General features: G+C 71.0%; 19 protein-coding genes. 11 read left to right on the forward strand and 8 right to left on the reverse strand.

The window, feature by feature from the left end:
* Positions 1–246: 246 nt before the first annotated feature.
* Positions 247–1578: a hypothetical protein gene (locus CA12_RS21855; RefSeq protein ID WP_165700562.1), complete on the forward strand. Its 1332-nt coding sequence runs from the start codon at positions 247–249 to the stop codon at positions 1576–1578.
* 268 nt (positions 1579–1846) lie between these two features.
* Here the strand turns inward: CA12_RS21855 and CA12_RS05080 are convergent, their stop codons facing one another.
* The 5 genes from CA12_RS05080 to CA12_RS22400 all read right to left on the reverse strand — a co-directional run bounded on the left by CA12_RS05080 (position 1847) and on the right by CA12_RS22400 (position 8875).
* Positions 1847–2338, reverse strand: coding sequence for an ExbD/TolR family protein (locus CA12_RS05080; protein WP_145357790.1), 492 nt, complete (start codon positions 2336–2338; stop codon positions 1847–1849).
* Between the two features lie 49 nt (positions 2339–2387).
* On the reverse strand, positions 2388–2873 hold the full coding sequence (locus tag CA12_RS05085; protein WP_145357791.1) for an ExbD/TolR family protein: 486 nt from the start codon (positions 2871–2873) through the stop codon (positions 2388–2390).
* A gap of 47 nt (positions 2874–2920) precedes the next feature.
* Entirely contained in the window at positions 2921–3694 is a 774-nt protein-coding gene (locus CA12_RS05090) for a MotA/TolQ/ExbB proton channel family protein (protein WP_145357792.1), read from the reverse strand.
* A gap of 80 nt (positions 3695–3774) precedes the next feature.
* Entirely contained in the window at positions 3775–4848 is a 1074-nt protein-coding gene (locus tag CA12_RS05095) for a tetratricopeptide repeat protein (RefSeq protein ID WP_145357793.1), read from the reverse strand.
* A 91-nt stretch (positions 4849–4939) separates the two neighbouring features.
* The gene (locus tag CA12_RS22400) at positions 4940–8875 is read right to left on the reverse strand and encodes a coiled-coil domain-containing protein (RefSeq protein ID WP_207622149.1); all 3936 of its coding nucleotides are present in this window, start codon (positions 8873–8875) and stop codon (positions 4940–4942) included.
* 350 nt (positions 8876–9225) lie between these two features.
* Here CA12_RS22400 and CA12_RS05105 point away from each other — a divergent pair, with 350 nt between their 5' ends.
* Entirely contained in the window at positions 9226–10647 is a 1422-nt protein-coding gene (locus CA12_RS05105) for a 3-dehydroquinate synthase (protein ID WP_242688121.1), read from the forward strand.
* Positions 10644–11510, forward strand: a complete 867-nt coding sequence (locus tag CA12_RS05110; RefSeq protein WP_145357795.1) for an HD domain-containing protein — start codon at positions 10644–10646, stop codon at positions 11508–11510. Before CA12_RS05105 ends, CA12_RS05110 begins: the two co-directional genes overlap by 4 nt.
* Positions 11511–11557: 47 nt before the next feature.
* Here CA12_RS05110 and CA12_RS05115 read toward each other — a convergent pair whose 3' ends face one another.
* Positions 11558–13033: a sulfatase gene (locus tag CA12_RS05115; RefSeq protein WP_145357796.1), complete on the reverse strand. Its 1476-nt coding sequence runs from the start codon at positions 13031–13033 to the stop codon at positions 11558–11560.
* Positions 13034–13176: 143 nt separating this feature from the next.
* Between CA12_RS05115 and CA12_RS05120 the strand changes: the two genes are divergently transcribed.
* From CA12_RS05120 to CA12_RS05130, 3 genes are read left to right on the forward strand one after another with little or no spacing between them, the layout of a single operon-like run.
* On the forward strand, positions 13177–13815 hold the full coding sequence (locus tag CA12_RS05120) for a Uma2 family endonuclease (protein ID WP_145357797.1): 639 nt from the start codon (positions 13177–13179) through the stop codon (positions 13813–13815).
* 60 nt (positions 13816–13875) lie between these two features.
* Positions 13876–14688 carry a ribonuclease H-like domain-containing protein gene (locus CA12_RS05125; RefSeq protein ID WP_242688122.1) on the forward strand — a complete coding sequence of 271 codons (813 nt, stop codon included), beginning with the start codon at positions 13876–13878 and terminating at the stop codon, positions 14686–14688.
* A 12-nt stretch (positions 14689–14700) separates the two neighbouring features.
* Positions 14701–15042, forward strand: a complete 342-nt coding sequence (locus tag CA12_RS05130) for a hypothetical protein (protein ID WP_145357798.1) — start codon at positions 14701–14703, stop codon at positions 15040–15042.
* A gap of 173 nt (positions 15043–15215) precedes the next feature.
* Here the strand turns inward: CA12_RS05130 and CA12_RS05135 are convergent, their stop codons facing one another.
* On the reverse strand, positions 15216–15893 hold the full coding sequence (locus CA12_RS05135) for a glycine zipper domain-containing protein (RefSeq protein ID WP_165700563.1): 678 nt from the start codon (positions 15891–15893) through the stop codon (positions 15216–15218).
* A 204-nt stretch (positions 15894–16097) separates the two neighbouring features.
* On the opposite strand from CA12_RS05135, the gene pelA reads away from it, so the two are divergent.
* Both pelA and CA12_RS05145 read left to right on the forward strand, forming a co-directional pair.
* Positions 16098–17168 carry a pectate lyase gene (gene pelA, locus CA12_RS05140; RefSeq protein ID WP_145357800.1) on the forward strand — a complete coding sequence of 357 codons (1071 nt, stop codon included), beginning with the start codon at positions 16098–16100 and terminating at the stop codon, positions 17166–17168.
* Positions 17169–17251: 83 nt separating this feature from the next.
* A complete protein-coding gene (locus tag CA12_RS05145) occupies positions 17252–18100 on the forward strand; it encodes a hypothetical protein (protein WP_145357801.1) in 849 nt (282 codons plus the stop codon).
* A 41-nt stretch (positions 18101–18141) separates the two neighbouring features.
* On the opposite strand, the gene CA12_RS05150 is transcribed toward CA12_RS05145, so the two are convergent.
* Positions 18142–19593 (reverse strand): sigma 54-interacting transcriptional regulator, encoded by a 1452-nt coding sequence (locus tag CA12_RS05150; protein ID WP_145357802.1) that lies wholly within the window; start codon positions 19591–19593, stop codon positions 18142–18144.
* A 133-nt stretch (positions 19594–19726) separates the two neighbouring features.
* Here CA12_RS05150 and CA12_RS05155 point away from each other — a divergent pair, with 133 nt between their 5' ends.
* The 3 genes from CA12_RS05155 to CA12_RS05165 all read left to right on the forward strand — a co-directional run bounded on the left by CA12_RS05155 (position 19727) and on the right by CA12_RS05165 (position 24504).
* Positions 19727–20437: a hypothetical protein gene (locus CA12_RS05155; RefSeq protein ID WP_145357803.1), complete on the forward strand. Its 711-nt coding sequence runs from the start codon at positions 19727–19729 to the stop codon at positions 20435–20437.
* Between the two features lie 79 nt (positions 20438–20516).
* On the forward strand, positions 20517–22193 hold the full coding sequence (locus CA12_RS05160) for a serine/threonine-protein kinase (RefSeq protein WP_165700564.1): 1677 nt from the start codon (positions 20517–20519) through the stop codon (positions 22191–22193).
* Positions 22194–22419: 226 nt separating this feature from the next.
* Positions 22420–24504 (forward strand): protein kinase domain-containing protein, encoded by a 2085-nt coding sequence (locus tag CA12_RS05165; RefSeq protein ID WP_145357805.1) that lies wholly within the window; start codon positions 22420–22422, stop codon positions 24502–24504.
* The last annotated feature ends 29 nt before the right edge of the window (positions 24505–24533 follow it).

Here is a 24533-nt window from a genome sequence, read left to right on the forward strand (position 1 = left end):
CTTCCCAGCGACTCTGCCCCCCACGGGAACGCGAGCACGCATGAACCGGGAACGCCCCGAGCGGGTCCGATCGACGGCGACGGTTCCGCATTTCGCAGGCCCCGCCCCGCCCCGAACCGCGGTCCCGGGCGAACCCCCCGTTTCACCCCGCGGCCGCGTGGCGTACACTTCCTTCAGCGGACGACGGGTCCGACCGGCTTCGGCCGGACTCGCCTCGCCTGCACCCCCCATGGGAGAACCGGAGACGTGAGCGTACCCAGCGACAACCGGCCCCCCACCAACCGCCTCGGCTTTCCGGGCGGCGACGGACGATCCGGCGATGAACCCGGCGGCGACGGGCTCCCTCCGCTGGCCGCGGCGGCCCGTAAGCCCGTGCGCCTCGGCCCGTTGGTCGTCAGCGGGGAGATCGACAACACCCGCCCCTACGCCGTCTGCGGCTGGCTCAAGCTGCGGGGTCAGGAACACCCCATCACGCTGAACCTCACCGGCGACGCCGGCGAGGGCCTCCGCGGCAAACGAGTGCGCTTCGAATCCGCCCCCGGCGGCGTGCAGATCTTCACCCCGCCGGACCTTTCCGAAGCCCTTGCCTGGCAGCAGGTCGGCCCGACCGGCCCGATGACCCTCGACCGCCCCGGCCCCCACAACCCCGGCGGGTCCCTGCGGAGCGGCGACCACGGCCCCGCCGCCGGCCTCACCCCGCCGGCCTCCGGCCCCACGCCCTCCCGCCCGGCCTCCGACCCCGCCCGCCCCGGCCGCGACGTGCTGCGGCTGGAATGGGACAGCCAGAACGGCCGCGTTCGCCTGCACCTCGCCGGCGCCGTGATTACCGAACTGCCCTCCCACGACGAGGAAGACGAACTCGACGACCCGGACATCGTCGCCGGCTCCGCCCCCGACGATCACCTCACGGATCTGTCCGACGAAGACACGCAGTTCGGAGAGGAAGAGGACGACGACGACCGCTTCGCCGACGGCGACCGACTGTTCGACGACGAGGACGACGACCCGTTCGGCCTGTTCGACCCGGACCTGCAGGACTCACTCGACGACGACGCCGACGCCCTCGACCGCGACGCCATGCCCGACCTGTTCGGCAGCGGCTTCGCCGGCTTCGGCGAGGACGGGTACAGCGACGGCAGTTACGGCGACGGCAGTTTCGGCGACGGCGACGGCCCCGGCGGGCAGTTCGGCGAGGACCTGCGGCGGCTCGAAGCCCTGATCGAGGGCGGCGCCGGCGTGCCGATCGGCCAGGTGTTCGATCCCCCCCTGCGGCTCCGCCGCCCGGAGCAACTGGACGACGCCAAGGTCGAGGCCGCCCTCAAACTGCTCCTCTCACGCCTCGCCGAGCACGGCATCGCGTTGGACGTCTGCGAGCACTTCACCCCGCGGGAAAGCTACGCCTACCTGCTGGAGGAGATCTGCCCCACGGAACTCACGCACCCGGAGCTCGATCCGGTGCGGTGGGTCCAGCACTTCAGCACCTCCGACGCCTGCCCGGCCTGCGAAGCGGAGTTCGAGCGCGAGTTCGAAGAATACGAACGCGACCGCCGCCGCCGCGGAGACGACGACGAGGAATAGGGCCGTTCAAGACTCCCCTCGCCCCCTTTTGGGGGAGAGGGGTCGGGGGTGAGGGGGCGGCGATTCCCGAGCCCTGTTTACGGTCCGTTCGCTCGCCCATCGGCCGGCACCCCACCGCATGAGCGGAGACGCGTGAACCGTGCGCTCACCCTCACCCCCGGCCCCTCTCCCTGAGGGAGAGGGGGGAAGAGCGACCCGACCGTCTCTCAAGCTCCCGATCTGCCGTCCCCCCTCGCCCCCCTTTTGGGGGAGAGGGGAGAACGTCGCCTCACCGCGGGTCGCGGGCTTGGGCGAACTTGATGTTGCCGACCAGCGGCACCGTCGTGCCGTCCGGCAGTTTGTCGCCGCTGACGGAGCCCACCGTCTTAATGAACCAGCGATAGTTCAGATCGTAGTCCGGGTCGATCGTGACGGACAGATCCTCGTTGGGCGTCGCGTCGCTGGGGTCGCCGGCGATCGCGCGGATCTTGCTCGTCAATTCGGCGAACGCCGCGTCGTCGTTGCCGAGGTTGACCCCGTTGAGCTGCAACGAGCCCAGTTCCCCGGCCGGCGTGGCCAGCACGCGGACGTTGATCTCCGGAAGCAGCGAATCCGTGGGGTTCCCCCCGGCGCCCAGCGGCATGTTAATGCCGAACTCGCCCTCCGGGGCGACGATCTTCAATGTCAGCATAAAGAAGATCAGGAGCTGGAACACGACGTCGATCATCGGCGCCATCTGCGGCGCGATCTTTTCGACTTTGGAGCCGCCGCGGAACTTCATGGGTGGGCTTTCATATTCGCTGATCGGAGGAGGGACGCCGCGGCGTCCGTCACTGTTCTTCCTGCTGGGCCTTGACCGCGAACATCGTGAATTGCTGGCCCTGCGCCTTGGTGATCAGGTTCTGGATCTGCCCGCTGGGCACCTCCGCGTCGGCCCGGATGACCACGGTCACGTCCTCCAGCTTCGTGCCCTCGTCCGTGAAACCGCGGGCCTCCCGGGCGAGGATCGTATCGGACTGCGGGATCGGCACGCCCGCCCCGCCCTCGGCGGTGTCGAACAGCAGGGCGTCGGGCGAGGCCGGGTCGATCGTCCCGTCGGCGAGGCGGTTAAAGCCGACGTTCAGCACGATGTCCTTCTCCCGCGGGGCCTCCGTGGGCCGGGCGATGGCGTCGATCGGCAGCTTGACACGCTCGTCGGCGCGGGTGTTTTCGAAGTTCGTAATCACCATAAAGAAGGCAATTAACTGGAACACGATGTCGATCATCGGGGTCATATCGACCTCCGCGACGTTCGGTTCCCGCTCTTTGACGCGCATCGTCCGCTCCGGCGGCAGGGATTATAAAAGGGACCGGGGAACCGGGATCAGGCGTCCTTCTTGGCTTTGCCCAGGGCGCTGAACCGCTGCATCAGGCCCTCGCTGACGATGCCGACTTCCAGAATATACCGGGCCACGCGGTTCCGCAGCAGGCTGTAGGCGACCATCGCGGGGATGGCGATCGCCAGCCCTTCCAGCGTGGTGAAGAGCGCCTGCGAAATACCCTGGGCCAGCTCGGCGGGCTTGGGGGCGGTGGTGCTCTGGGCGATGGTCTGGAAGGAGGAAATCATCCCGGTGACCGTGCCCAGCAGGCCGAGCATCGGGGCGATGGCGCCGACCAGCGCCAAGTAGCTCAGGCCGTGCTCGTAGGTCATGTTCTCGTCCTCGCCGACCTCCTGCATCGCCTCGACGGCCTCCGGGTAGCCGCGGTTCAGACGGCCCAGCCCGGCGGCGAGCACGCGGGCGACGACGGATTCGTCCTCACGGGCCAGTTCGTAGGCGCCCTGATAGTTCTTCGCGGCCAGTTCGGCCTCGAAGTCCTCGACGAAACCGTCCGGCAGGAAGTTCTGCCGCCGCACCTTGAGGACGTTCAGCGTGATCAACGCCACCGTCACGAAGGAGAGGGCCAGGAAGATGAGGCCGAACAGCCAGCCGTTCGCCTCCAGCATCCAGACCAGAAAGTTCTGGCTCTCCGGCGCCGCGGCGGTGGCGCCGGCGGCGGGGGCGTCCGCGGCGGGGGCGGCGTCGTCCTGGGCGAAGCTCGCCGCGGGGGTCAGCAGGAACAGGCCCAACAACAGGGCGGACGCGAAGCGGCGGGACATGGCGGGACGGCGGGAACCGGTCGGGAGGTGAGCGAAAACGGGAACGGGCGGGACGTGGGAGGCGTCGGCCGGAGGGTCAATCAGCCGGCGGACAGCTTCGCCGCCCAATCACTGTTCGGGTAGTTGGCGTTCAACTTGGTGGCGGCTTCGCCGGCACGCTCCGGGAAGCCGACGGTCGGCCACAGCCGGGACAAATGGTACAGGCTCTCCGCATGGGCGGCGCTGGCCCCCGGGTAGAGCACGTCCACTTTGAGGTATTCGAGGATCGCGGGTTTCGTTTGTCCGGTCGCCTGCAGGCTTTCGCCGCGGCCGACGTGGGCGGCGGCCCGCAGTTCGGCGTCGCCGGCGGCGGATTCGTCCAGCACGCCGTCCAACACCGTCAGTGCCTCGTCGTGCCGGTTCAGCCGCGTCAGCGCCGCGGCCCGGCCGATCTTCGCCTCCGCCGCGGCCCGGCCCTCGGCGCTCTGCAGCACGGAGTCGAACGCGCTCAGGGCGGCGTCCGCCTCGTTCCGCTTCAGTGCCAACTGCCCTTCGGCGACTGACGCGGCCGTTTTGAACTCCTGCGAGGGGCTCTGTTTGAGCTGTTCCAGCGTGGCGGCGGCGGCCTCCAGGTCGTTGGCGGCGGTCTGCACCTCGACCAGCATCCGCAGGGCCGCGTCGGTGCGGAAGTGGTCCGGGTTGTCCTTGACGAACTGTTGCAGCGCCGCGACGGCCTCCGCCCGGCGGGCGGGGTCGTTCAAGGCCAGCTTGCCCAGCGCCCGGGCCACGAGGAACTGCCCGTCGGCCCGGGCCAGGGGGCCGATCTTGGACATCTCCGGGGCCGCCTCGCGGTAGACGGTCAGCGCCCCCACCAGGTCGCCGCGCCCTTCGCGGCCGCGGGCGGCGCCCATCGTCGCCGGTTCGCCGTCCCAACTGACCTCCGTGATCTCCGCCGCCGGCACCGTCTCCGCCGGGTCGGTGGCGGGCTTGATCGTCAGCCCGGCCCGGTCGCCGGCGGTGATCGTTCCGGGGATCGTCGGCTTGCCGCGGGGGGTCACGGAGTCCGCCGACGCCGGCGCGACGACGAGGGCGAACGCGGCCGCGCCCCAAAACGCGGCGAACCGGGGCGCGGCGAGCCGGGAACGGCGGGCGGCGGGATGCGGGAGAGCGATCATCGGGCGAACGGGAGACGGAGCGAACGGGGCGACGGCCGGGACGCGACGGGGCGCCGCGGGCCGACCGCGACGGGGCGGGCGGCCGCGGGGGCTATTCCGAGGGCGGCTTCGGCCGCCGCTTGCGGGGCGCGCCGGACGAATCGGAGGACGAGGAGCCTGACGAACTGGAACCGGAGGAGCCGGACGAGGTCGAACCGGACGACGACGAGCGGCGCCGCACCGTCTTGCCGTCCGGCGCCGCGGCGCCGGGGCTGGCCGGCCGCCGCGTCTTCCCACTGGACGACGTGCCGCTGGAGGAACTGGACGAGGAGCGCCGTCGCTTGACGGCTTCCGGGCCACTCGTGCCGGAGCTGGCGCTGGGAACCCCGGAGCGGGTCCGCGGGGCGGTTCCGGCGGCAGGCTTGGAGGCCTTCTTCTGCGACAGGGCGGAGAAGTCCGGGAAGTCGGTGCCGACCGGCCCTTCGTCGACGGCCGCTGCCGGGACGGCGGCGGGGATCGGGGCGACGTCCGGCAGCGAGCTGCGGACCACCCCGTGCCCCTTCATCTTGGCGTGGGTGGCGCCCTCGTCCCCGGCCTTGCCGGTCGAGCGGCGGGCGGCCCGTTTCCGAGGCTTCGGCTTGAAGGCGATGATGCCGCCGATCGTGATCAGCGTCAGCACGACCAGCCCGACGACCAGCAACACCACGTTCGGCCCCTCGTCCTCCTCCGCGGTGTCGGTCGCCGCGGGGCTGTTGGCGTTTTGCGTGCCGGCGCCGGCGTCGGCCACGCGGGGCTCTTCCCCGTCGGCGGAGGGCGTCGCGGCGGGGGCGCCGCCGGTCGGCAGCGGGGCCGGGTCGGCCACGCCCCGGCTCTCCTGCAGGCTGCGGTACAGCTCCTCGGCCTGCTTGCGGGTCTCCGGGGCGATCTTGTCCGGGGGCGTCAGCGTGATCCAGGAGAGCAGTTCCTTCTCCGCCGCCTGATATTCAGAAGTCTGCTCGTCGCCGGACTTCGTCGCCGCCAACGCGGCCCGCACCGTGGGGATCTGCAAGCGGGCGTTGTTGAAGTCCGCCTGGAAGCGCTCGCCCTCCGGCGTCCGCAACTGCTTGGCCAGCATCAGGGAGATTTTGCCCCAGCCCCAGACCTTCGCCGTCTCGTCGCCGGCGAGAGCCTTCACCAGGGTGGCGGCGTCGCCCTCGGCGGCGCCCCAGTCGCCCAGCAGGTTGGCGGCGACGGTCTGCGCGTTCAGAGCGTTCTCGCTGGCGGACAGAACCTGCAGGACCTGATCGTAGCCCTCCTGGAACTTGCCGGCGCCGGCGAGCACCTCGGCCAGCCGCAGCCGCACGGCGTTCGCCGCGGCCTGTTTGTTCTCCTCGGGCAGATGGTTCTGCACCACGGACCGCAGGGCCTTCGCGGCGGCGTCGTAGTATTGCCGCCCCTGGGCGGCGCCCTCCGGCAGGGTCTCGGCGAGGCCGGCGTAGGTCTCCGCGACCCACATCAGCGAGCCGAAGGTTTGATCGTCCGAGGCGGCGATCTCCTCCAGGAAGCTGACGAGGTTCGCCCGGGCCTCGTCCCGGGCCGGGCCGGGCGGGATCTCCTCGAGTTCTTCCTGAATCTGCCGACCCAGTGAGACGAACACCCCCACGTCCCCGCCGGTGCTGACGGACTGGATATCCTTGATCGTCTGCCGGGCGGCGTCGATGTTCTTCAGGCCGATCTGGGCCCGCAGCAATTGTTGATAGACGATCTTGGCGAACCCGGCGCTTTTAATCCCCTTATCCGGCCGCTCGGCGCCCTCCGCGACGGCGACGGCGTTCTGCACCTTCGCCTTGCCGCCGGTCAGCTCGTCGACGGCCTTCTGGAACTCGCCCTCGCCGTTATAAATCTGGGCGAGGGTCGTTTTGCCGATCACCAGCGTGGGCGAGAGCTCCGCGTCGCCGCTCAGCGACGCCTCGGCCTTGGCGACGCCGCGTTGCAGGTACTGTTGGGCCTCCTGCCGCAGGGTCTCGGCGTTCGGGGCGTCCTCGCCGCCGGGGGGCGGGGTCGCGGGGCCGTCGGCGGCTTCGGCCCGGGCCAGTTCCAGGCTGCGGCGCCACAGGGCGTCGCCGGCCCGCAACTGGGCGTCGGCGTAGCCGGCGTCGGACTCGGGGATCGCGGCGAAAGCGTCGGCGGCGCGGGCCAGTTCGCCCTCGTTCAGCAGCACGCGGCCGAGCGTCACGCGGGCGTTGGTGGCGGCGTCGCTGTCGGGGTATTTCTCCGCGATCCAGCCCGCCAGCCGCTCCAACTGGGACAGTTCGAAGGAGCCGTCGAAGCCCTCCGGCCGGGTCTGGTAGGCCTGCGTCCAGGCCAGCGCCGCGGTCGTGGCGGCCTGCAGCGGGATGCCGGACTGGTCCGGGGCGTCCGGCTTCTCCGGGTCCGGCGGCGGGGGATTGAAGTTCTGGGCGACGTACTCCGCCAGCACGGCGGCCTCGTAGTAGCGACCGGCCAGCGTGTTGACGTACGCCAGCAGATAGCGGGCCCGGCTGAGTTCGCCGATGTCCGTGTTCGAGTCCGCCAATTCGTTGGCGGCGTTCAGCAGCCGGGCGATCTCCGAGAGCAGGGAGTCCAGATCGCCCTGGGCGGCGGCTTTGTCCTCCGGGGTCATGGCGGCGGCGACGGCGTCCTGCTTCTCCTTGAGCTGGCGGAGCAGCGCCTGGGCGGCGTCGAAGGCGTCGACGAACTTGGTGGGCGTCGCGCGGTCCAGGCCGAGCTTCTCTCGCACGCGGTCGGCGGCGAGGGTCGCCGGGCCGCGGACCGCCTCGCTGCGGCGGGCGGCGGTCTGGAAGTCGGCCAGGGCGGCCCGCAGGTCGCGGGTGCGGTCGCGGCCGTCCTCCGCCGGGGCGCCGCGCTCCTGGGCGATGCCGCGCTCGAAGATCACCCCGGCGCCGGTGTCCGAGCCGCCGCGGGCGCGATCGGCGTCCAGCCAGGCCGTCGCCTGGGTGACGACGGTTTGATGATCGGCCTTGAGCGGGTTGTTCAGCACCGACAACCGCAGCCGCTGGGCCGTGCCGCGAAGCCGCTCGACCGCCGCCCGCACCGCGATGCCGGCGCCGGCGGGCGGTTCCTGATTGACCACCTCCTCCAGAATCGCCGCCGCGGTGGTGAGCTGTTTGACCGCCTCGGTCCGTGCGTCGCCGGAGAGCTTCGCGACCGCGGCGGGGTCCTCCGGCACGCGGGCCATGCGGATCTGGCCCTGAATGATGCGGCCGGGCAGCGCCCCGATTTTGCGGCGGAAGTCGTTGCGCAGCTCCTCCAGCGGGGCGTCCGCCTCGTCCAGCAGACGGCTGCGGTCCGGGCTGCCGATCGGGTAGGTCTGGGCGCGGCGGAACACCACGCGGGCGGCCTCCACCCGGGCGCGGATCAGCCGGCCCTCGGCGGCGGTGCGGCGGGCGACGGCGGCGTCGTCCCGCTGTTCCAGGCCGATCTCCTGGATGGTCCGCTCCAACCCGCGGCGGGCGTCGCCGTAGACCCGTCCGGCGTCCTCCAGCAGGCGGCGGGCCTGCGTTTTGGTCTCCTCCGGCAGGGCGACCGGGTCCTCCACGTCCAACAAATCGGCGGCGGCCTGTTGCAGGATCTCCGCCCGCAGGAACTGGGCGTCCCCGGCGAGGGGGTTGTTCGGGTTTTTGAGGGCGAAGTCCTCCAGCAACGCCGAGGCCTCGTCCAGCCGGGTGCGGGCGTCCGTCCCCGGGCCGGCGCTGCGGGCGAGGGCCAGCAGGGTGAGGGCCCGCTCGTAGGGCAATGCCGCTTTGAGTTCCGCCGGCGTGTCCTCGTCCGCGGCGAGGCGGTCGATCTCCAACATGGCGTAGTCCGCCAGCCGCCGTTCCCGCAGCCCTTCCAGGAAGGCCCGCTCCGGCCCGTCCAGGGCGGAGGGCTCCCCGCCGTCCTCCTGGGCGAAGGCGGCGTTGGCGCCGCTCAGCAGGGCGGCGGCGCACAGGATCGCCCGCAGCGTGCGGCGCGCCCGCCAAACCGTCGCCCACGGCCGGACCGTCCGCGGGGTGGGGGCGTGCGACATACCGAATCGGAAGGGGAACGAGTGGCCGGAACAAGTTCCCGAGCGGGAACGCCGTCACGATACGAGCGGCATCGGGGGGCCGCAATCGGTCGCGGACCGGGCGCAGGGGCCGGCGGTCGCCGACCGGGGGGACCGGAGAGGGCCGTTTGTGAGGGGGAAACCGCGCATGGCCCGCTGGCGCCGGGCCGGAGCGGCCCTGTCGGGGAATGGCCCGTAGACGACCGCGAACGCGCATCTAGGGTGGAATGCGGGTCCGGTTCGCATCGATCCCATCCAGTCTCGATGATGCGGCGACCGCGGCCGCCCGCGTTCCCGGCCCCGTCACCCCGGTCCCGTCTCCTCCGTCTGCTGTGCCCGACCCCTCCCGCCCCGCGGTTCCCCCCGCCGGAACTGGCCCGGCCCCCGCGGCGGGGTCGTCGGTCGGGGCGGGCGATCGCACGGGCGATCGGTTCGACGTCCCCTTTACGGTCCCGCTGACCCACCGCCTGCGGTTCACCCGGGACGCCCTCGGCGCCGACGCGAACGTGCTGGCCGCGTTGTTAGAGAGCGGCGAGGGCGAGGACCGCGTCACGCCGAAGGTGCAGGTCTGGGCGGACGGCGCCCTGGCGAACGGGGTGCCGGGGCTGACGGGGCGCCTGAACGAACTGCTGGCCGACTGGGCCGCCGCGGGGCTCGCGGAGCCGGCGGGGACCTTTCGCATCGTCGGCGGGGAGGCGTGCAAGAACGACCCGCGGCACGTCGAGCGGGTGCTGACGGCGATCAACGACGCCGACTTGGACCGCCGCAGCTACGTGCTGGTGTTGGGCGGCGGCGCCGTGCTGGACGCGGTCGGCTACGCCGCGGCGATCGCCCACCGCGGCGTCCGGCTGATCCGTCTGCCCACCACCACGCTGGCGCAGGGCGACAGCGGCGTGGGGGTCAAGAACGCCGTCAACCTCTTTCAAAAGAAGAACTGGCAGGGCACCTTCGCCGCCCCCTGGGCCGTGGTGAACGACGCCCGCCTGCTGGAAACCCTGCCGGACCGCGACTTCCGCGGCGGCTTCAGCGAGTGCGTGAAGGTTTCCCTGCTGAAAAGCGCCGAGGACTTCGCCGACCTCTGCGAACGGGCCGAGGCGATTAAAAACCGCGAGTTCGACGCCTACTGGCCGGCCCTCAAGACGAGTTGCCTGTGGCACCTCAACCACATCACCGCCGGCGGGGACCCGTTCGAGGCCCGCGAGGCCCGGCCGCTGGACTTCGGCCACTGGAGCGCCCACCGGCTGGAACCGCTCAGCGGGTACGCCGTCCGCCACGGGGAGGCGGTCGGCCTGGGGGTGGCCCTGGACGTGCTCTATTCCGCCGCCGTCCACGGCCTGCCCGCCGCCGACGCCGACCGCGTGCTGGACTGCCTCGCCGCCCTCGGATTGCCCCTCTGGCACCCGCTGCTGGGCGAGCCCGACCGACTGATGCGGGGGTTGGAGGAGTTCCGGCAGCACCTCGGCGGCCGGTTGACGATCACGCTGCTGGGCGGCGTCGGCGCCCCGGTGAACGTCCACGCGATCGACGACGCGGCCATGCGGCAGGCGTTGCGCTCCCTCTCCCGGGCCGCCAGCAAGCGGGGAGCGACTTGGGAAGAGTTTTTCAGAGATCTGGCCCTGAGGGTCCCCCACCCTTCTCACGCCGAGGCCCCGCGGGGCCTCGGCGTGACGGATGTGGCGGACGAGAAGCGTCCCGTCCGTTCGCTCCCCACGAACCCCAAGCGGCCCGTGACGCCGGTGAAGGTGAAGTCTTGACCCCCCAACCGGCCGACGGCCCCACGCCCGCCCAACTCGCCGCCCTGCGGCCGCTGTTGGCGGAGATGAACGATTTAAAACGAGTGCGGGCGGCGTTGAGCGACCCGACCGGCACGTTCGCCGCGGACCGTTTTCGCGGGGCCTGGGCGATGTTGCTGGAAGGCCACGACCCGGCCGCCGTCGCCTATTCGGAGGCCGCCGCCGCCGTGGCCGCCGCCCGGTTGGGGGGGATCGACGCCCGCGTGCTGGCCGACGCCGGGCTGGAGGAGCCGGCGATCGCCGACGTGCTGCGACGCTCGATCGCCCATTGGGCCGACGCCCTGCCGGACCCGCTGCCGGCCGCCCTCGCCGCCGCTGCCGGCGACCTCCCCCTGGCCGACGAGGCGACCGCCGCCCGGCTGGAAGAGCTGTTCGACGAGGAGACGGCCCCGCCCTTCGCCGAGGTGTTAGACCGCCTCGCCGACGCCCCCCGCCGCGGCGACGCCGGCCCGGTCTTCGCCTCCGGGGAAAGCCACGCGGACCACTGCTATCTCGTCGCGGTGTATAGCGTGCTGTTGGCGCCGCTGTATCAGGCGGACGCGGGCACGGTGTTCCTCGCCGCGCTGAGCCATCACCTTCACAACGCCTTCCTGCCCGACGCCGGCTCCGCCGGGGAGAAAGTGTTGGGCGAGCATTGGGAACCGATCACGGAGACGTTCACGCAGCGCTGCCTGGACGCCCTGCCCGGCCCGCTGGCTGATGAAGTGAGCGACGCCCGCCGCCGTCTGGCGAACGCCGACACCCCCGAGGGCCGCTGCTTTCACGCCGCCGACAGGTTAGACGGCGAGTTGCAGCGGGAATTCTGCGAGCGGCCCGCGTCATAAATCCCTCGGGCTGCGATCTAGCTCGCGACTTGGACGACCGGACGTTCTCAGCGTTCCAACACCGGCCCGGGGGCGTCCGGGTTGGCGGTGGGCATATTGGCCCGCACCTCCTGCCGCCAAGCCGAGAGTTTCGCCCGTAACTCCTCCGCTTTCTCGGCCTGCCTCGCGGCGAGGTTGCGGGTCTCGGACGGGTCCTGCTTGAGGTTATAAAGCTCCAGCGCGCCGTCCTCGTAGCGTTCAATAAGCTTCCACTGACCGTCGAGCACCGCCCCGCCGGGGCTGCCGCCCTGGTTGGAGAAGTGCGGGTAGTGCCAGAACAGCGGCCGGGGCTGCATTTCGTGCGTGGTCGGCTCGGCCAGCAGGCTGTTGAGGGAGGCGCCGTCGCGGGGGTCGATCTGCGACTCGCCGGCGGCGGACAGGAAGGTGGCCCGCAGGTCGTTGGAGATGACCGGCACGTCGCAGGTTTCGCCCTCCGCGACGCCGGGGCCGGCGACGATCAGCGGTTCCCGAATCCCGCCTTCGTATAAATACCCCTTGCCGGCCCGCAGCGGGGCGTTGGTGGTCGCCGGGGTGTGCGGCCCCTCGGAGACGCTCAGCCCGCCGTTGTCGCTGAAGAACACGATGAGGGTGTTGTCCGACTCGCCCGCCCGCTCCACGGCGTCCACGACCGTGCCGACGAGGTCGTCCAGGCTCTCCACCATCGCCGCGTACCGGGGGTTGTTTTGAATCGGGATGCTGGGGGCGCCCTCCCGCCCGTTGCCGCCGGTCTGCGTGAAGCGGGGGTCTTCTTTCGCGAGGCGGTCCCGCTTCGCCTCGTATTTCGCCTGCACGTCCGCCTTGGCCTGAATCGGCGTGTGCACCTGATAGGTGGCGACGCAGAGGAACCACGGGGCTTCTTCCTTGGAAGACTCCGTTACGAAGCCGGCCGCCTTCTTGGCCAGCAGGTCGGTGATGTACTGGCCCTCGAACTCCCCCTCGAGCCCCTGCACCCGCTTGCCCCACTGCGGCCAAAAGAAACTGCCGGGGTTGCCGTTCGGCCCGCCGCCGACGTTCACGTCGAACCCCTGATCGGTCGGTAAAAAGCCCTCCCCGCCGAGGTGCCACTTGCCCATGAATCCGGTGCGATAGCCGGCGGCCTTCAATTCCTCCGCGACCGTGACCTGTTCGAGGGGCAGTTGGTCGAGATACTCCGCGTGCAGAATGGGAGAATCCTGCGGCTGGCGCCGGCCCTTCAACCAGTCCGTCAGCGGCAACCGGGCGGGGTAGCGGCCGGTGTAGACGCTGGCCCGCGTGGGGCTGCACACCGGGCAAGCGGCGTAGGCGTTCGTGAACCGCACGCCGCGGGCGGCGAGCGCGTCGACGTGCGGCGTTTCATAAAAGGGCGACCCGTAGCAGCCCAGGTCCCGCTGGCCGAGGTCGTCGGCGAACACGAGCACAATATTGGGCCGCTCGTCCCCCGCGGCGTCGGGGGCGACCGCGGCGGTCAGCAGGAGCGCGACGAACGGCAGGGCGGGAGAACGCATCGGCGGGGCTCTGTGGGGCGGGCGGCGGCGATCTTCCGGTCCCCGGCCGGCCGTCGCCACCCAGGGCGTTCGGGTTTGCGGGCGCCCGGGACCGCGGCGGATGCGGTATCCTGCGGGCGAACATCCTCGACCGGCGCCCCCCGATGCCCGCCACGCTCGATTCGCCGCCCGCCGCCCCGCCGCCCGCCGCCCCCGCGGCGTCGCCCCGCCCCGGCTCCGCCCCGCCCGTCCCCGACGTGCGGCTGACGGAGGCGGAGTACCTGCACCGCGAACGTACCGAAGCCGATGGGCTCCGCAGCGAACTCTCTCACGGCGAACTGATCCCGATGGCCGGCGAAAGCGAACTTCACATCGATCTGGCCAAGGCGATCGAGCGGGCGTTCGACGACCTGATCGCCGGCCGGCCGCTGAAGACCTTCCGTTCCAACATGCGACTGCGGGTCGCCGACGGACGGTACCGCTACCCCGACGTCATGCTGACGCCGCGGCCGCCGGAGATGCTGGACGGCGAGCAGGACACCGTGACGAATCCGCTGGTTCTCGTCGAAGTCCTCTCCCCCAGCACCGCGACCGTCGACCGCGGCGCCAAGCTGGACGATTACCGCACGATTCCGTCGCTGACGGATTATCTGATCGTCTCGCAGGACGAGCCGAGCGTCGATCATTACACCCGGCTGTCGGCGACCGAGTGGAAGCTCGTCACCTATTCCGGCCCCGAAGCCGCCGTGCCCGTGACCGGCGTGGGCGAATTAACGCTCGGCCCGCTCTACCCGCCGGCCTGAGCCTCGCCGCCGGCGTTCTCTCCTCACCCCTTCCTCCTCCCCCCTCCCCGCGTCCGCCCCGTGCCTGAGCCCGTTTCCCACCTGGTCTTCGACGTGGAGGCCGTCGGCGACGGGGACCTGATCAGCCGGGTGAAGTATCCCCACGCGGACCTCGCCCCCGCGGAGGCCGTCGACCGCTACCGCAAGGAATTATTGGACACGAAGGGCAGCGACGTGCTGCCGGTGACCTTCGTGCGACCCTGTGCGATCGCGGTGGCGAAGGTCGGGCCGGACGGCACGCTGCAGGGGCTCGCCAGCCTGGACGCCCCGCGGTTCGATCCCTCCGCGATGGTCAAGCAGTTCTGGGAGGGTTGGAAATATTATCGCCGGCCCACGCTGGTGACCTTCAACGGCCGCGGCTACGACCTGCCGGTGCTGGAACTGGCCGCCTACCGCGACGGCCTGAGCCTGCCGGAATGGTTCCACGACACCGGCCCCAGCTATCAACAGCCCCGCAACCGCTATAACGGCGAGGCCCACCTGGACCTGATGGAGGTCCTCAGCAATTACGGGGCGGCCCGGCTGTCCGGGGGCTTGAACCTGCTGGCGAACCTGCTCGGCAAGCCGGGCAAATCGGGCCTCGACGGCTCCAAGGTGCAAAGTTACCACGACGCCGGCGACGACGACGAAATCAATCGCTATTGCCGCTGCGACGTGCTGGACACCTATTTCGTCTTTTTGAGAACCCGCGTGCTGACCGGCCGGCTGACCCTCGAACAGGAGCACGACCGCGTCGCCTCCGCCAAGGCCTGGCTGGAGGAGCACGTCGACGACCCGGCCTGCGCCTACTACCTCGACCACTGGGGCGACTGGCGACCGCCGGTGGTGGATTGAGGAACACGCCGGATGAACGAAACGACGACGAACGCCGACCAGGCCGACCTCGCCGCAGTACTATTACAGCATCTGGCGATCTATCGCGCCATGTCCCACACCCAGCTCGCCGCTCGCCTCAAGTCGTCTCAAACCTTGGACGTGACGGACGGCGTCCTGCCGGACGGGACGACGTATGTCGTCGAGACGAACCTCATGTGGGACGACTCCGCTAAACGCCACGTCCGCGTCATAGCGGACCTTTCCACCGGCCAACGCCCGCCCGAACGCCTGCTCGGCCTGATTCCCGTCTATCGACCTGACGTCCAAGACGGTTTCATCATGGCCCCGGACGGCTCTTTCGTCGACGAATAACGCCGCCCGGAGCAGGTTTAGGAAAGCGTGGCTTTTCCCGTGAGCCCGAAGCGCAAGCGAGGTGGGGGGCTCCGACCCTCGCTTGCGCTTCGGGCTCACAGGACCCGCGACGGCTCGCAAAAGAACGCTCTGAAGAGGGTTCCCGTCGACGGTCGATGCGAACGGTCCGCCCGTCAGTCGAAGTGCAACCCGAAGCTCACGCCGGGCTCGACGTGGTGGTGACGGTGGCGGCGCCGGTAATGGTAGAAGTGCGGGTCGCAGAACGGGTCCGGGTCGCAGTAGCCCCAGCCGGGGCCGTGGTGGATCTCCTGCACGATCACCCGGTCCCGCGGCGTGGCGATCGGCCCCTGCACCGGCGGCGGGGAGGAGGTTTGCAACGCGGTGACGACGCGGGGGTGCACGCCGTTTTGCTGGAGCGTGATGAGGTCCGCGGCGCTCAGCGGGCCGCAGCCGCCCCGCTGGCGGACGTGGGTGGCGATCACTTCCGGATCGACGCCGCTGAGCGTGAGTTGGATCGCCTCGTCGATCGTCACGCGGTTGGCGTGGGCGGCGGCCATGTCCCGTTCGTAGGAGGCGCGGGCGACGGCGTTGCGGTCCGCCCGGTCGTTCGCCTCGCCGATCGCCCCGCCCACCAGCGCCCCGCCGAGACCGCCGATCACGGCGCCGGCCAGCGGGTTGTCGTTCGCCTCGCCCACCGCCGCCCCCAGTGCCCCGCCGACCAGCGTGCCGGCCAGCGCCCCGTTCTCCGCCCGGCTCGCGGCGCAGCCGGTCATGGAGGCCAACAACCCCACGCCGCACAGCAGCGGAGCGAAGCGACGGAGGGCGGAACGAATGAGCTGGGGGCGAATCACGGCGCAGAACCCGGGCGGGGGCGATCCGGGGACCATCGGTCGAACCGCTCGCCGGAGTCCAGACCGGTTCCCCCGGACCCGCCGGCGTCCGATGCGGCGGCGATTGACAGTGTCTCCGGGCGCTCATGCAATGGCCGCAGGGCCGCGATCCGCCCGGCGAACGCCCCGCCGGCCTTCTCTCCGCGTTTCGATCGAGACGGGCCCATGCCCCGCCGCCCCCTGTTCGCCGTCGCTCCGTTTGCCGTCGGCCTGCTGCTCTCGGCGGCCGCTCCCGCCGACGCCGGGCCGAAGGATTATCTCAAGGAGCCGGGACAGTGGTTCGCTTCCGAGGAGGCCGCCCGCATCGGGGCGAACGTGCTCTCTCATCAAAGCGACGGCGGCGGGTGGCCGAAGAACGTGGACACCGCCGCCGAACCCCACCGCGGCGACCGCGGCCAACTGCAGGGGACCTACGACAACGGGGCGACCACGGACGAACTGCGCCTGCTCGCCAAGCTGTACAACGCGACGCGGGACGACCGCTACCGCGAGGCGTTCGACCGCGGCTTCACGTACGTCCTCGAAGGGCAATACGCCAACGGCGGCTGGCCGCAGTTCCACCCCCCGGGGGAGAAATACCACCGCCATATCACGTTCAACGACGACGCGATGGTCCGCCTGATGCGGTTCGCCCGCGAGGTCGCGGAGTCCAAGACGTATCAATTCGTCGACCCCGCCCGCCGCCAGGCCGCCGGGAACGCCTTCGACCGCGGCGTGGAGTGCATTTTGAGATGCCAGATCCGCGTAAACGGCCAGTTGACGGCCTGGTGCGCCCAGCACGACGAGGTCGACTTCCGCCCCCGGCCGGCCCGCACGTTCGAACTCGCGACCCTCAGCGGGGCGGAGTCCGTCAGCCTCACGCAACTCCTCATGAGCCTCGAAGACCCCTCGCCGGAGGTGATCCGGGCCGTCGACGCGGCGGTCGTCTGGTTCGAGTCCGCGAAGCTGACGGGCATCCGCGAGGACAGGGTGCAGGACGCCGGCTCCGAGAGGGGCTTCAATAAGGTCGTCGTCAACGACCCCGACGCCCCGCCGTTGTGGGCGCGGTTCTACGACATTGAGACCAACGCCCCGGTGTTCGTGGACCGCGACGGCGTGCCCAGGCCGAACCTCGCCGACATCGGCGACGAACGCCGCAACGGCTACGCCTGGTACGGCACATGGCCGGAAAAGGTGTTGGGGGACGAATATCAGGAGTGGAAACAGCGAATCGCCGCGGACGCCGCCCGGGAGTAGCAGCGACGCGGCGGAACTTTTCGCGGGACGCCGGCGTCGGGGGGTTAGTCTGTCCCGCCGCTCCCCCGCCCCCCGGACCGCTCATGGACGCGCTGCTCCTCACGGCCTCGCTGCTGCTCGCCGCGGACCCGCCGGCCGACGGGTTCTATCGACAATCGACCAATGACGGCGCCCCCGTCGTGCAGTCCGCCGACGGGCGGACGTTCAAGCTCGGCGAGCGCCGGGAGTTTCAAATTCTGGGGAGTCCGCTTCGTTCCGAGAACAACGAGAACAGCCGTTTCTGGCTCACCCTGCGCGTGCCCTACGACGAGACGATCGGAACGATGCACTCTGTGCTGGTCGTCGACGGACAGGCGTGTCCGCAGTCCGGGTCGGGGTCGAGCGGGAAGGAAATCTCCTCACTGCACTTCCCGATTGCAGGCGCCGAGAACGCCGAACGGGCGGCGGTGCTGCTCAACACGCCCCTGCTCCGCCGCCGGCACCCAGGCCATCATTTGCTCGTCACCTTCACCCCGAACAAGAAGGCGTATCAGGTCGGCGAGTCGGTGAAGGCGACGCTCCGCATTAAGAACGTCGGCGACACGCCGTTTACGTTTCAGAAGGGCGGACATTACCGGGGGGCCGCCCGGGACAATCAATATACGTTCGCGGCGTATCTCAACGGCGCGCAGGTCGAGGACGTGGGACGGAACGGCAACACGGGCGGCATCTCGGTCTCCCCCACGATCCAGCCGGGCGAGACGTTCGAGGATACGGTCGCCCTCAACAAGTGGTTCGCCTTCGACGAACCCGGCGGCTACGCAATCCACGGGGCGTATTTGATGTCGTTCTACGACCCTGATGAAGCGTCGCACCGCACAGTCTGGGAGGACTACGCCTCCGCCGCCTTCACCGTGCGGGTTGAAGACGCGCAGGACGCCCCGGCAAAGTAGGCCGGGACGCGGCGGCTCGCTAGGACGCTCCGCCCCCGGGGTCACCCGCCGTAGCTGGCGACGGCACCGGTGCGGGCACGGTTCAGGCGGTTGTGCACGTGCAGACCCTCCAGAATGAACTCCGCCACGCAGGCCATTAACTGTTCGTGGTAGTCGCCGCCGGCGAGGTCCGGCTCCAGTTCGCCGGCGAGCAGCTCCACGTCCTCTTTAAAGTTCGGCACGCTGTTCAACAGGTCGAGATATTCCTTCGTCGTCACGCCCTCGCCGACGCGGATCGTCTTGCCGCTCTCGACGTACTCCACCACGCTGCGGAACTTTTTCGGCTTCAGATACTGGTCGAAGACGTTCTTAACCGCCTCGTCCGTCATCCGGTCCAGCAGCACGTCCTCCTCGCCGGGCTCCTCAGTCATGCTCATTTCCACCTTCCCCCGCCCGCCGGCGGCGGCGTGAGCGAGGTCGGAGGGCCGGGCGACGACGTGGTTCTGCCCCTGCGTGACGCCGCGGCGCTCCGCATTGCTGAGCAGGTTTTCATAGTTGGAGACGCTCATCCGCACGCTCACGCCGGACGACTGATTGACGTGCGGGCTGGTGCGGGCCAGCCGGCTGGTCTCCTCAACGACTTCCTTCATAAACCGCGGCACCGCCACGGAGACGGCCCCGTCCTCGTGTTCGTGATCGCGATCCGTCCAAGCGTTTTCCTCGGTGATCCGCATGCCCAACTCGCGGGTGGTCGGGTAGTGGGTCCGCACGACGCTGCCGATGCGGTCCTTCAGCGGGGTCACAATCCGACCGCGGTTGGTGTAGTCCTCCGGGTTGGCGCTGAACACGCACATCAGGTCCAGATTCAACCGCACGTTAAACCCGCGGATCTGCACGTCCCGCTCCTCCAGGACGTTGAACAACCCGACCTGAATCTTCGGCGCCAGGTCCGGCAATTCGTTCATGCAGAAGATGCCGCGATGGCTGCGGGGGATCAGCCCGAAGTGCATCGCGTCCTCGCTGCTCAGCAGGGCCCCGCCGGCGTGTTTGATAAGGTCCACCTCGCCGATGAGGTCCGCGATCGTCACGTCCGGGGTGGCGAGTTTTTCGTTGTAGCGCTGGTCCCGGCCGATCCAGACGAGCGGCGTGTCGTCGCCCTTTTCGGCGATCAGATCGCGGGAATATTTGGACAGCGGGGCCAGCGGATCGTCGTGAATCTCGCTGCCGGCTACGGCGGGGATATATTCGTCCAGCAGGCTGGTGAGCATCCGCAGCATCCGCGTCTTGCCCTGCCCGCGGAGGCCCAGCAGCAGGACGTCGTGCTTCGAGAGCACGGCGTTATACAGCTGCGGGAAGACGGTGTCCTCATAGCCGAGGATGCCCGGGAAGACCGGCTCGCCGGATTTTAACTTGCGGAGCAGGTTCCGCCGCAGTTCGGTTTTGACGGGGACGGACTGATAGCCGGAGGCCTTGAGGTCGCCGAGGGTGGCGGGGCGGTCGGCGGAAACGGTCATGCGGTTCGAGGCGAACGTGCGGGGTCGGGTGCGAGCGGGATTCTAGGGCCGGGGCCCGCGGCGGACAGGGCGTGCGGCGCTGCGACCGGCCGCCGCGTCTCGTACGCTCTCGCCGCCGACGCTCCCTCCGCCGATGCCCGATCTGCCGCCGAACCTCGCCTATCTCGCCCGGCCGCTGGCGGCGTTCGAGGCGGCGTTGCGCGGCGGCGCCGAGGCGGAGGATCTGGACTCCCTCCCGCTCGAACAGGCGTTGAAGGGGCGATTGGGGCTCGAAGCGGACCCGGCCGCGGCCGTCGCGGCCGATTTGGCGGCGCTGGAGGCGTGGCTGGGGTCGTTCCCGTCCGACGAGCAGGCCGGTTGGTGCGTCGTCGGCGTGTTCCACGGCCTGCTGAGCTTCGGGTTCGACGTCGCGTCCCTCGGCGAAGCGCCCGATCCCGGTCCGCAGCCGACGATCGTGATCGAACTGCCGCCGGGATGGACGGCGGAGGACGCGCCGTGCATGCGAACGCTCACGAAGGGCCGGCGGGGGGCCGTGCACGCGACGTTCATCGCTTCGCAGCCCGGATTCGGCGGCCTGCTGCGGGCGCAGTGGCGCGCGGGCGGGTTCGCCGCAGCGCCGGTCGCGTTCGGGCGGGTCTGCGGGGAGAAGCTCGTCAGCGAGCGCCCCGGGCCGGTTCCGCACAAACGTGTTCAATACGAACTCGACGCCCCGGGCGGCTCGGTCATGGCGACCGTGTTTCGCACGACCGGCCGTTCCTTCGACGAGGCCGAACTCGAAGCAGTCCTGCACACGCTGCGCGTCCGACCGCCCATGGGCAGGAATGCGGCCGCCGCGGTATCGTGAGGCCCCGCTGCCCGCTTTGCGGGGCGCGCCCGCTTCGCACGGGGGGCTGACGCCCCGCCGCTCGCCTTTGGTGGAATCGATGGCCGACCCTGAACTCCCGCCGCCCGCCGGTTTGCCCGCCCATCCCGGGTCGGACCCGTCGCAGACGGTCTTTCGGCCCAGCGACAGCGGGAAGACGCCGCCGCGGGAGAAGCCCGTCGATCGGCCGCCGCCGGAGCACGTGGGGGAGTTTCACATCCTCCGCAAGCTCGGCCGCGGGGGGATGGCGGAGGTTTACCTCGCCCAGCAGCACGGCCTGAACCGGCAGGTGGCCCTCAAGGTGCTGCGGCCGGACAAGCTGGACGAGGACGACGCGACGATGATCCGCCGCTTCGAGCAGGAGGCCCTCGCCGCCGCGGCGCTGAACCACCCGAACATCGTTCAGGTGCACAGCGTCGGCCGGGTGGACGGGGCGGGGCCGAACGGCGGTCCGCTGCACTACATCGCCCAGGAGTTCGTGCCCGGGCCGACCCTGCGGGAGTACCTCAAACGGAAGGGCCCGCCGGGGGCGAAGATCGCGATCCGGCTGCTCAAGGAAATCGCCGGCGCCCTCGCCGCCGCGGCGGACGCCGGCATCGTGCACCGGGACATCAAGCCGGAGAACATTTTATTGACGAAGGGCGGGCACGCGAAGGTGGCGGACTTCGGCTTGGCCCGGCTGGCCGATCGGGGCGAGGGCAGCGTGACCCTCACCCAGGAGGGCATGACGCTGGGCACGCCGCTGTATATGTCGCCGGAGCAGGTCCGCGGGGACAAGCTGGACGCCCGCAGCGACCTCTACAGTCTGGGCGTGACGGCGTATCACCTGCTGGCCGGCGGGCCGCCGTTCCGGGGCGAAAACCCGATGGCGATCGCCATGAAGCACCTCTCCGCGACGCCCCGCCCGCTGGCCGAGTTGCGGCCGGACCTGCCGCCGGCGCTGTGCGAGCTGGTGCACAAATTAATGTCCCGCTCCCCGGACGGGCGGTACGAAAGCGCCCAGGCGCTGGGGGAGGATCTGGACGCCCTCGCCGCGGCGGTGGAGACGAACCCGGCGGCGGCGCAGAAGCTGAAGCTCGCCAAGCTGTCCGCCGCCCCGACGCCCTCCGCCAAGCCGTTCGGCGTGGACCTGTTCTTCCAGTGGCCGCTGCGGCGGCACCTGTCGTTTCTGATCCCGCTCTGCCTGCTCGTCGGGCTGATCGGGGCGGGGATCGGCTGGACGCAGCGGCCGGCGGACCCGTTCCTCACCCCCCCGCCGGCCCCGGTGGGCGTCAAGCTGCCGGACGCCGACCAGCAATACGCCGCCGCCCTGCTGGAGGACTCCGAACGCGGCTGGCTGGCCCTGCTGGAGTACTACGGCGACGTCCCCGCGGTCGCCGTGCGGGCCCGGGACGGGCTGGCGAAGTGGTATCTGGACCACGAGCGCCCCGGCGAGGCCCGCCGTCAGGCGGACAAGCTGACCGCCGCCGCCAGCGTGAGCCTCTCCGGCGGGCAGCAACTGCGATACAAGGCGAACGCGGAGGCCGTCCGGGCGCTGGCCGATCTGCGGGAGGGAGACGAGGCGGAGTTCCGCCGCCGCATCGCCGCCTTCACCGCCGGCCCGCAGCGGGACGCCGTCGACCCCGGGTTGAGCGCGCGGCTGCGGGACACGATTCAGGCGTACGGCGGGCTGTTCAACGCCGACGTCCGCGACCGCTGGGAGACCGCCGAGCCCCCCGGCGAGGCCCCGGCCGAATAGCGTATTCTTCCCGCGCCCGTCGCAGCCGAGGTGAGCCCGGAGCGCAAGCTCCGGCCGTCGGCGCCGTCAGCGTTCGGACGCACGGCCGGAGAAGGTCCGGTGAAATCGCCGCCGTCGGTCGCCCGGGCGGCGGTCCGCCGCGAGGATCGCGGCGACGCCCGCCGATGGGAAGGACGGCGGCGCTCTACACTGCGCCCGCACCCCGTCCCCCAACCGCCGACCGCCCGTGACCGCGGCCGCCCCGTTCCCCCGCAGGTCGACTCCGCCGACCGCCCCGACGGGCGTCTCGGCAGACGCCCCGGCGTTCGTCGCGGGCACGGTGCCGTACCTGTGCGTGTGCGGGTCGCGGGCGGTGGTGCGGCCGGCGGTCGGGACCGACGCCGGCGGCGGAGACTGCCCGGCGTGCGGCCGCCACTACGCCGCCTCGGTGCTGGAGGAGGCCGGCGCCGAAACGCTGTTCCTGCCCCTGATTCAAGACCCGACCCCCGCCGCAGCGGCGCCAGGACAGGGCGCCGACGACGACCGCAACGAAACCGCCCCGCTGCCGGACGTCGACGCCCTGTTCGACGGCCTCGCCCGTGACCGGCGCTCCGACCAGCGCGGCGACCGGCGCGCCGCCCGGCGTGCCGGCGGCGGAGCGTTCGACGGGCTGCTGCCGGACCCCGAGGTCGCCCCCGCCCGGGCCGCCGCCCCGGAGGACGTCGCCGCCGCGGACGCCGACCTCGCGGAGACCCTGCCGCTCTCCGGCCCGCCCGGCGGCCGGGCGGGCGCGACGTTCGATCCGGGGGAGCTGCGACCCGGCACCCGGCTGGGGCACTTCCAGATCGAAGCCCCGCTGGGCCGCGGCGGGATGGGCGCCGTCTACCGGGCGCTGGACCTGTCGCTGGAGCGGTTCGTCGCGGTGAAGGTGATTCGCCCCGATCGCGCCGGCAGCAGCCGGGCGCTGCGAGCGGCCACCCCTCGCACAGGTCCCCCCCGGGCGGGTTCGCCGCAGACGGGTTCGTCGCGGGCCGGTTCGCCGCAGACGGGCGAGACCGACGTCCGGACGGAGAGCGGCGTGCCGTCGACCGGCAGCGGGTCGCAGGCGCTGGATCGCCTGTTGCAGGAGGCCCGCGCCCAGGCCCGGGTGAATCATCCGAACGTCGCTCACGTCTACTTCGTCAGCCCGGATCCCGACAAACCGTTCCTGGCGATGGAGCTGGTGGAGGGCTCCACGCTGGCGGACGTGCTGAAAAAGCAGGGCGCCTTGCCCTACGGGGCGGTGACGCGGCTGGGCGCCGAGATCGCCGGGGCGCTGGAGTGCGCGGCGAAGTACGACATCGTCCACGGCGACGTGAAACCGTCGAACGTGTTGCTGGCCCACTCCCGCCACGACGGCCCGGACCGGGTGGGGACGGTCAAGCTGAGCGACTTCGGCCTCGCCCGCCGCACCAGCCGCCAACGCGTCGGCGGGCTGGAGGGCACGCCGAACTACCTCGCCCCGGAGGTGGTCCGCGGCGGCTCGCCCACGGTCCAGAGCGACCTCTATGCCCTGGGCGTCACGCTGTTCGAGATGACCTTCGGCCGACTCCCCTACACGACCCGCAAGCAGGGGTTGTCGCACCGGCTGGGAGCGCACCTGACGAACGCCCCGGAGTTCCCCGATCCCTGGCCGGCCAACCTCCCGCCCGGCTGGCAGGACGTGCTGGCCCGCCTGCTGGAGAAGGACCCGGCCGACCGGCCGGCGACCGCCGCCGAGGCGGCCGGGGAGATCCTCCGGCTCGCCCCGCAGTCGAACACGCTGGCCGGGCCGCTGATCCGGTCGCTGGGGGCGCTGACGGACCTCGGCCTGGTGGTGCTGATCAGCGTGGGGATGTTCGCCACGCTGGCCCGGCCGACGCTCAACGCGATCGATCAGGTCATCGGTCTGCCCGGCTGGCTGACGTCGGTGATCCCGCTGGTTCTGCTGTCCAAGTTGCTGGCCTGCGTCCCGTCGCTGCTGTTCGCTTGGTGGCAGGCCCGGACCGGCCGCACGCCGGGCAAAACGCTGTTCCAGATGCGGATCGTCGACCGTTACGGCCTCCCGCCCTCCAAGCGCACGCTGCTGGTCCGAGGCCTCGCCCAGACCTTTCCCATCTGGGGGTTGGCAGTGAGCGTGCTGGTAGAAGAACTGACCGGCCAGCTCTGGCTGGAACAGTCGCTGGCACTGTTCGTGCTGACGGTCTGGGCGCTGGACAACGTGGCCGGGCTCTTCTCGGCGAAGTCCCGCACGCTGCACGACCGCCTGCTGGGCACCCGCGTGGCCCTGGACACCGCCGCCCGCTCGGAGTGACGGTCGGGGAGCAGCGAACCGGCTCCCGC

Origin of the sequence: Alienimonas californiensis (assembly GCF_007743815.1) — a bacterium.
Taxonomy (GTDB): Bacteria; Planctomycetota; Planctomycetia; order Planctomycetales; family Planctomycetaceae; genus Alienimonas; species Alienimonas californiensis.